The sequence below is a fragment of the Mucilaginibacter sp. P4_G9 genome (genome assembly GCF_056400985.1).
The window spans coordinates 1-7,412 of the sequence record NZ_JBFUKF010000245.1; the positions used below are offsets into that span (position 1 = coordinate 1).

At 39.9% G+C, this 7,412-nt stretch carries 7 protein-coding genes; 1 reads left to right on the forward strand and 6 read right to left on the reverse strand.

Features of this window, described 5'->3' with window-relative positions; translation table 11 throughout:
• The first annotated feature begins 272 nt into the window (after positions 1-272).
• Complete coding sequence (locus AC1DPZ_RS18265; RefSeq protein WP_477406012.1) at positions 273-1,061, forward strand: mechanosensitive ion channel family protein; 789 nt, start codon at positions 273-275, stop codon at positions 1,059-1,061.
• 102 nt (positions 1,062-1,163) lie between these two features.
• Here the strand turns inward: AC1DPZ_RS18265 and AC1DPZ_RS18270 are convergent, their stop codons facing one another.
• The 6 genes from AC1DPZ_RS18270 to AC1DPZ_RS18295 are packed head-to-tail and all read right to left on the reverse strand — an operon-like array spanning position 1,164 to position 7,244.
• On the reverse strand, positions 1,164-2,510 hold the full coding sequence (locus AC1DPZ_RS18270) for a DUF58 domain-containing protein (RefSeq protein WP_477406014.1): 1,347 nt from the start codon (positions 2,508-2,510) through the stop codon (positions 1,164-1,166).
• A 9-nt stretch (positions 2,511-2,519) separates the two neighbouring features.
• Positions 2,520-3,497 (reverse strand): AAA family ATPase, encoded by a 978-nt coding sequence (locus AC1DPZ_RS18275; RefSeq protein WP_477406016.1) that lies wholly within the window; start codon positions 3,495-3,497, stop codon positions 2,520-2,522.
• Positions 3,487-4,674: a DUF4350 domain-containing protein gene (locus AC1DPZ_RS18280; RefSeq protein WP_477406018.1), complete on the reverse strand. Its 1,188-nt coding sequence runs from the start codon at positions 4,672-4,674 to the stop codon at positions 3,487-3,489. The genes AC1DPZ_RS18275 and AC1DPZ_RS18280 overlap by 11 nt, the downstream gene beginning before the upstream one ends.
• Positions 4,671-5,432, reverse strand: coding sequence for a DUF4129 domain-containing protein (locus AC1DPZ_RS18285; RefSeq protein ID WP_477406020.1), 762 nt, complete (start codon positions 5,430-5,432; stop codon positions 4,671-4,673). Before AC1DPZ_RS18285 ends, AC1DPZ_RS18280 begins: the two co-directional genes overlap by 4 nt.
• Positions 5,433-5,440: 8 nt before the next feature.
• On the reverse strand, positions 5,441-6,286 hold the full coding sequence (locus tag AC1DPZ_RS18290) for a hypothetical protein (RefSeq protein ID WP_477406022.1): 846 nt from the start codon (positions 6,284-6,286) through the stop codon (positions 5,441-5,443).
• Positions 6,270-7,244 (reverse strand): stage II sporulation protein M, encoded by a 975-nt coding sequence (locus AC1DPZ_RS18295; RefSeq protein WP_477406024.1) that lies wholly within the window; start codon positions 7,242-7,244, stop codon positions 6,270-6,272. The genes AC1DPZ_RS18290 and AC1DPZ_RS18295 overlap by 17 nt, the downstream gene beginning before the upstream one ends.
• Positions 7,245-7,412 lie beyond the last annotated feature (168 nt).

A 7,412-nucleotide genomic window follows, 5' to 3' on the forward strand; every position in this document is an offset into this window, starting at 1 on the left:
GTCATAGTCATTCAAACGTAAACGGATGGTCATTAATTAATCATTTGATTAATTTAGAAATTTATCTGTAGCGTTAATGTGTAGTTTTGCGTAACAATCCTAAAAGCTTAAACCTTAGGCACAGGATTTGAATAAAGCATATCACAATGAAAGTTATCATACAAAAATCAAAACAATTGCAAAGTGCCATAGTAGATTGGTTACTATTTAAAGGCCCCGAGTTATTCATTACTATTTACGGTAAGTAATTAATTTTTACTTTTGCTCCAATTATGGAAGTAAAAGAGTTTTATCAGCTGTTCCACGTTTGGCTGGTTACCAAAGGCCCCAAATACGTAGCCGGAATAATCATATTTTTTATAGGTCTTTGGTTCATTAAATTTCTACGGACGCGGCTCCGCGACCGGATGCTCAAAAAAGGCGTTCATTCTTCATTACAACCCTTCTTTTTAAGTTTAACAATTACTTCGCTTTACGTACTGCTGGTGGTTTGGGTAATGAATATTATGACCTGGGAAATGACCGTTTTCACAACCATAATAGGAGCTTTCAGCGTTGCAGCAGGTTTAGCGCTATCCGGAACTTTTCAAAATTTTGCAGGCGGTATACTTATACTTTTACTGAAACCATTTGAGCTTGATGATAGTATCCTTGCGCAGGGGCAGGATGGCAGGGTAACATCAATACAAATGTTTTATACCGTTTTAATTACGGCCGATAATAAAACGGTTATTATACCCAATGGCAAGCTGTTTAATGAGGTTATTGTAAACATCACCCGCGAAGGCAGGCGCCGTCTCGATTTCGAGATCAAGATAGCTTATGCCAATGATCTGGATAAGGTAAAAACCATCATCAATACCGCAATCAGCTCAAACAGGGAACTCCTTACAGAACCTGCAGCAAGGGTAGGTATCATCAGCATGGAAATAGATTCGGTACGTATCGCGATAAATGTATGGGTAGAGCCTGCTAATTTTTTAACAGCCAAGATGACCCTACAGGAAAAGATCTTTAAAGATTTTAGTGCTAATGGCATTGCTTTTCCAAAGGCAGGATAGGGGAAAGGAACCAGGGCATCGGACTTTTTTGTTTGCTGAACGATAAAAAAAATCGCGATCGCAGCAAAGTCTCATCTCCTGGTTTTTGCCTCTTTACCCTTCTTATATCTTCTGCTTAGCCTTAAGTTCCAAATATTTATTAATGGTATTAACCGTCAGATTTTGAGGCGGGCTTAATATAGATTGTATCCCGTATTTGGCCAGCTCCATTACAATAAGCTTTTTATCGTAGGCGAATTTTTCGGCAATGGTTTTTATGTAAATCCCTTCAACATCCTTCGCGGGTTTTTGGCTTAGGGTTTTAAGTTCGGTGTTTTCAAAAAACACCACCAATAGCAAATGGAACCTGGCAATTCTTTTTAAATATGGTAACTGCCTTTCCAGTGCATTCATGCTTTCATAGTTGGTAAAAAACACTACCAGGCTGCGTTGCTTTATTACATTTCGAACGGTGCTGTACAGCAGTTCCATATTGGTTTCCAGGTAGCGTGTTTTTTCCTTGTATAAAACTTCCAGTATCTTATTTAACTGTGTCGGCCTCCTATCGGCGGGGACAACGGCTCCTATCTTTTCCGAGGCGGTGATCAAGCCAGCTTTATCTTCCTTTATCAGCGCTACACTCGATAATACCAGGCTGGCATTTATGGCATAATCAAGCAGGCTCAGCCCATCAAAAGGCATTTTCATGGCCCTTGATTTATCAATTATAGAATATACATGCTGCGATTTTTCGTCGGTATAGGAGTTAACCATCAGGTTGCCTTGTCYTGCGGTGGCTTTCCAGTTAATGGTACGGTAATCATCACCTGCAACATAATTTTTTACCTGTTCAAATTCAAGGCTGTGGCCAATACGGCGTATTTTTTTTATGCCGATATCGGTTAAGCGGTTTGATATTGCCATTAGCTCATATTTACGCATTTGCAGGAAGGATGGGTATACAGCCAATGTCTCAGCCTGTTCAAATGTGTAACGCCGCCTGATAAACCCTAATGGCGATTTAGTGTAAACATGGATATCGCCAAACTTGTACTCCCCGCGTTTGGTGGGGCGCAGCGTATAATTGATCTGCTTACGCTCACGTGGTTTCAGGCTGGTTTTAAACCATACATCCCGCTTTTGAAACTGCACGGGGATCTCGTCGATGATGGCGATATCAACATGAAAAGCATAGCGGTTTTCTATATATATGCCAAGTTCGTTGTCATCACTGTTGCTCAGTCTTTCGGGGGCAAGCCGTTTGGCAAATACACCGCCAGTTGTTTTGTAAAGCATCAGGATGTCGATAAAAAACAAGAGCATCAGCACAGAGAAAACCAGGACGGGGATAATGTTTAGCCAGGGGAAAAAGAAACTCAGCAAAAATAATACAACACAAGTACCCAAACCGGTGAATAACCGGTTGGTTAAAAAAAGATCTTTATAAAACAGGCGGAAGAATTTTTTCACACGGTTATATTAACGGGGGACTTCCAGTTTTTGAATAATTTGTGCTATTACATCATCCGGGCTTACACCTTCCATTTCCCTATCTGGCGTTAGCATAATGCGATGTCTTAAAACAGGGGTGGCTACATAAATTATATCTTCGGGAGTAACAAAATCCCGCCCCTTAATGGCAGCTAATGCTTTAGCTGCGTTGATGATGGCCAATGATGCGCGTGGCGAACCACCCAGGTATAATGATTTATGGTTGCGGCTTTCGTAAACTATTTTAGCAGTAAACTCCAGCAGTTTATCCTCAACATGCAGTGCCTTTACCTGTTGCCTTAACGCAATAACATCCGCGGCAGATAAAACAGGCTCAACATGACTTAGTTGGTCGATTGTTTTTTGACTGTGCTGCTGGGTTATAATGGCAATTTCCTCTTCAAGCGTTGGGTATTTGATCTCTATTTTAAACAGAAACCTATCCAGCTGTGCTTCTGGCAGGCGGTAGGTGCCTTCATGCTCCACCGGGTTTTGGGTAGCCAATACGGTAAAAGGTTCCTGCATTTTATAAGTACGGCCATCAATGKTAACCTGGCGTTCTTCCATCACTTCAAACAATGCTGATTGTGTTTTGGCAGGCGCCCGGTTTATTTCATCTATCAGGATAATATTACCAAATATTGGCCCTTGCTTAAATTCAAATTCGGTTGATTTAGGATTGAAAACCGATGTGCCCAGGATGTCAGATGGCATCAGATCCGGCGTAAACTGTATTCGCGAATATTTGGCATCTATAGCTTTCGAGATCAGCTTAGCTGTAAGCGTTTTGGCTACACCGGGTACTCCTTCTATCAGGATATGCCCATCGGCCAGGATGCCGGCAATCAGGAGGTCGATTGATTCCTGCTGACCTACAATTATTTTAGCCAGTGTAGCTTTTATTTGTTCAACCGCTGTGCTCAGCTTGCTCATATCAGTTCGTTGTTCAAAAATGTCATTTTCCATTGTATCGGTTTTGGCTGTAAAATTTCTCAATTAGTTTATTAAATCTGATCAGCTCCATATCGGTTATATTTTCGTACGCGCTGATAAAGTTGATGGTATTGATCAAATTGGTAATGAATTCAATGTCTGTACCTGTTTTCTGTGACAAGGCACTTATAAATTCCTCATCAAGATTGTTGGTTTTTAGGCGATAATTATCCCGTAGGTATGCTAACAGGTAGGTTGCTTTTTTTTGGGCAATGTTGGCATTGTTGCGCTTCTCGTAATAAACCTGGCCAACTACGTTTACAAACTCCACCGTCGAATTTTGTAATGGCTCAATCACGGGTATAATACGCTGACGGCGCTTGGCCTCATAAATTATAAAAACCATCAAACCGAAAAACGAGATATAAAATGCCCGGCGCAAAACGGGGTTACGTAAAAAAACGCGCATACTTGATTCATCGTCAGATCGGCCGAGGGTATAATATTGATCCCATATTAAATTGGGGTCGTTTTTTACAACTGATAGCGCCTTTGATACATATTCTGCACCAGTATTGTTCAACACGCTAAAGTTGGTAAACATAAGCGGGTTGGCATTTAAATACAGGTTGCCTTTACCCATAATGCATTTTACAAAATTTATATGGCGTGCCGTATTGCTTCCAAGTGCAACAAATTTAGCGGTATCTATTCCCCCGAAATAACCATCACTTATTCCCTTGTCGCCATGGTAAAGCTTCATGGTATCCAGGTACTTGTTGTTAAATTTAATGCCTACAACTTTTTTATTGCCAAATTCAACCTGTGTTTTAACCCCAAGGTTTTTTCTTAACTCATCGCCAAAATACGCGGCCGCTATAAAAACATCGTTCCCTGCAGTTATATATGTTTTTAGCTTAGCATAGTCGTATTCGTTCAGGTTCACCGAGTTGCAGATAATGATATAGGTACCATGTTTTATTCCATGATCGTTAATCACATTATAAATAGGCTCACGAAAGGTTGATACTTTGGCCCCCGGAAAAATATCGCTAATGCGGTTATAAAGCACATAGGTACCAAAGGGGACCTTATCGTTAATATCCAGTGTATCGTTCCAGTTGATGGGTTTGGGCCGGTTGTATTGCGCAATTAGGTATACAAGCATCAAACAGCCCAGCCCGGCAAGGTACAGTTTTAAACTTTTCATGACAGCTGCTGTTTAAATTCCTGGAAAGTAGTATTGATCTTTTGGTACGATTCGCCATCTACCGGGAAATCACCGTACCATATATATTCAAACTGCCGGGTAACAATAATAAATTGCCGGCGCTGCGCTACATTGGTAAGCTCGTTGATGTAAGCCGAATTGGTTTTTTCTATTCTCCAGTTTATCAGGTTATGATCGCTTAACTGTTTAAGGCTGCGGAGGTAAAGCAACCTTACTGCAAGGCGGTAATTTTTAATGGCCAATGCATCTTCAATAGCCGTGTCAAAACTTATTTCATGAATGTTTTCTATGGATTCATCATAAGGGATTGGAACCTGTTTGGGATTTTTTTTAAATATATGCCAGGCATTTATACCCAGTAGCTTCAAAATAATATAAATTACGGCAAAGGCGAGGATGCCGATAATAATGTATTTAAAAATCATTGCCGGGTTATTGCCCATAGATCGGCCTCCAAATATTCTCCGGAGCAGCTCATCAACCCATTGCCAAAAATTATCCCACAGATGCCAAACCCAATTCCAGAACCTGTCCCACCAGGTAACGGCTTCTTTTTCCAAATGGTAGTTAAAATCCTTGTCGTTTTTGTAGGCCTTTAGTGATCCTGCATCAAAATGACGAAGGGTTATTTTAGTGCTATCTGCTTTAAGTTTTGCAGGTACATGCTTAAGCACCGCAATTTTTTTTGCGTTCCCTATCGCGCTTATTTTAAACAAGATAATTAAAGGCTTAAACATATCAGGTTTTAATATTGCTCTGTTGGGAATTGGTCAGATGGTGAATCGGTTTTACCAAACATTTTGATGCGGTTTACCAGGCTGCTTCCCTCGGTATGTTCGGAAAGGCTGTAATAAACTAACGTAACGGCTATGATGGGTAACAGCCATAAAACCTGGCCCGCATGAATARTTATTGCCTGTATAATGTTGAAGGTAGTATTAAAGTTATTACCGGTTAGCCATTGGCTGCCGCTATAAAATATAGCTGCCGGGATAAAAAACACCAGGAAAGCCATTATTATTACAATAGACAAAAGCAATATAACGCCAAAGGTAAACCACCAGTTTTCTTTAATAATGCGGAAAGCTTTGCGGATTGCGTACTCAACATTGGTGTTTTCGATAACCATGATAGGTGTTACCAGCGCGAAAATTGGGCAAAGATAAATTCCCGGTAAAAAGCAGAGTAAAAAACCAAAAAATAGCCCAATGGTTAAAACTACCTGGTCGCCGAATACCCTGAAAAAATAGAATTTAAAATACTCCCAAACCTCCAGGAAAGTAGGGGCCTGGTTATCTTTTTGTTTATAAATGGCTAAATAGCTTATGGTAGTTAAAATCACCGCGGTATACTCAATCAACTGAAATAATAAGCCGGTAAAACCCCAGAACGAAAACGGGCCCGAACTACCTTCTGCCGCCTGCTGCCAATTTGAAACCATAGTTACAAGAACGCCGGTAACAATAAACATACCGCATATAACCAGGTATGCTGTCATTAAGGGTTTAAAATTTTGCCTGATGATAATAAAACTATCACTTATGATATCTCCAAACTCACGAACTTTACTTAGTTCAATTTTTTCCTTCATTTTTATTAGCAGAAGTTTTTAAACGGTACGACAAATAGGCCGGGTAAATTACCACGTACCATATAATAAATAAAAAAGACCCGGCCAAAATGGAAATGCTAAGCCACATAGGCATTTCGGTACGCCGGGTTATAAAGCTTTCAAATACGGCGGCAACAACTACGATAGGCGATATGCCCAGCATTATCTTTATTCCATCCAGCGCGCCTTTTTTTAAGGAGACAGCTCTGCTGAATGTTTTTGGGAATAAAATACTATTGCCCATTATTAAACCTGCAGCACCGGCTAAAATAATCGTCGAGATCTCGAGTGTGCCGTGAATCCAGATAACCAGTCCAGATTTTATGCCCAGCCCATGGGCTATAAACAGATATTGAAAGCAGCCAACCATTATGCCATTTTTGAATAAAAGGTACAATGTACCTGCAGATAAAGTAATGCCTGCAACAAATGTTATAGCAGTTACAGTAAGGTTGTTTTTAGCTATCATCCAAAACATAACAAACTCGTTTTGGCTTTTGAATACGCCAAAGGGATCGCCTTTGCTAATGTTTTCGTTGGTCATGTTTACATAATCATCGCCAAGTATAAGCCGGATGAAATTACGATCATACTTAGATGAGAGTATCCCGATAAGGAAAAATGTGATAAAAAATATAAATGAATAAAGTAGTTGCCTGCGGTATTGTACAAACAGGAGTGGTAACTCCATTTGCCAGAAAAATATAAAACGGTTAGCCTTCTCTTTTTTGTTTTTATATATCGACTGGTGAAAGCCAGCCGCCAGCCCGTTTAAATAAACAGTTGTTTTTGATTTTGGATAGAAGGTTTTTGCATAAGCCAGGTCGTCGGTAATGGTTATAAAACGATCTGCAAGCTCATCCGGGTCATTGGCAGGGTTACTTTCATAGTTTTTCCACCGGGCAGAATTTTGTTTTATAAATAATGGCTCACGCATGTGAAAGGGTCAAGTAATTTTTTGTTAAAATAATAACAATATTTGATGTGTGGATATAAACACATCAAATAGTTAATTTATATTTGTTATACATGCAAACAGTAAAAATACGTACCTCGCAAAATATTGATATTGATTATGAAGTAGCCGGTCTGGGCGATAGGATAC

What these genes read in the sequence shown, in the direction of transcription:
- AC1DPZ_RS18265 (WP_477406012.1), top strand. Translation starts at nt 273, where the DNA reads ATGGAAGTAAAAGAGTTTTATCAGCTGTTCCACGTTTGGCTGGTTACC.
- AC1DPZ_RS18280 (WP_477406018.1), bottom strand. Translation starts at nt 4,674, where the DNA reads ATGAAAAGTTTAAAACTGTACCTTGCCGGGCTGGGCTGTTTGATGCTT.
- AC1DPZ_RS18285 (WP_477406020.1), bottom strand. Translation starts at nt 5,432, where the DNA reads ATGTTTAAGCCTTTAATTATCTTGTTTAAAATAAGCGCGATAGGGAAC.
- AC1DPZ_RS18295 (WP_477406024.1), bottom strand. Translation starts at nt 7,244, where the DNA reads ATGCGTGAGCCATTATTTATAAAACAAAATTCTGCCCGGTGGAAAAAC.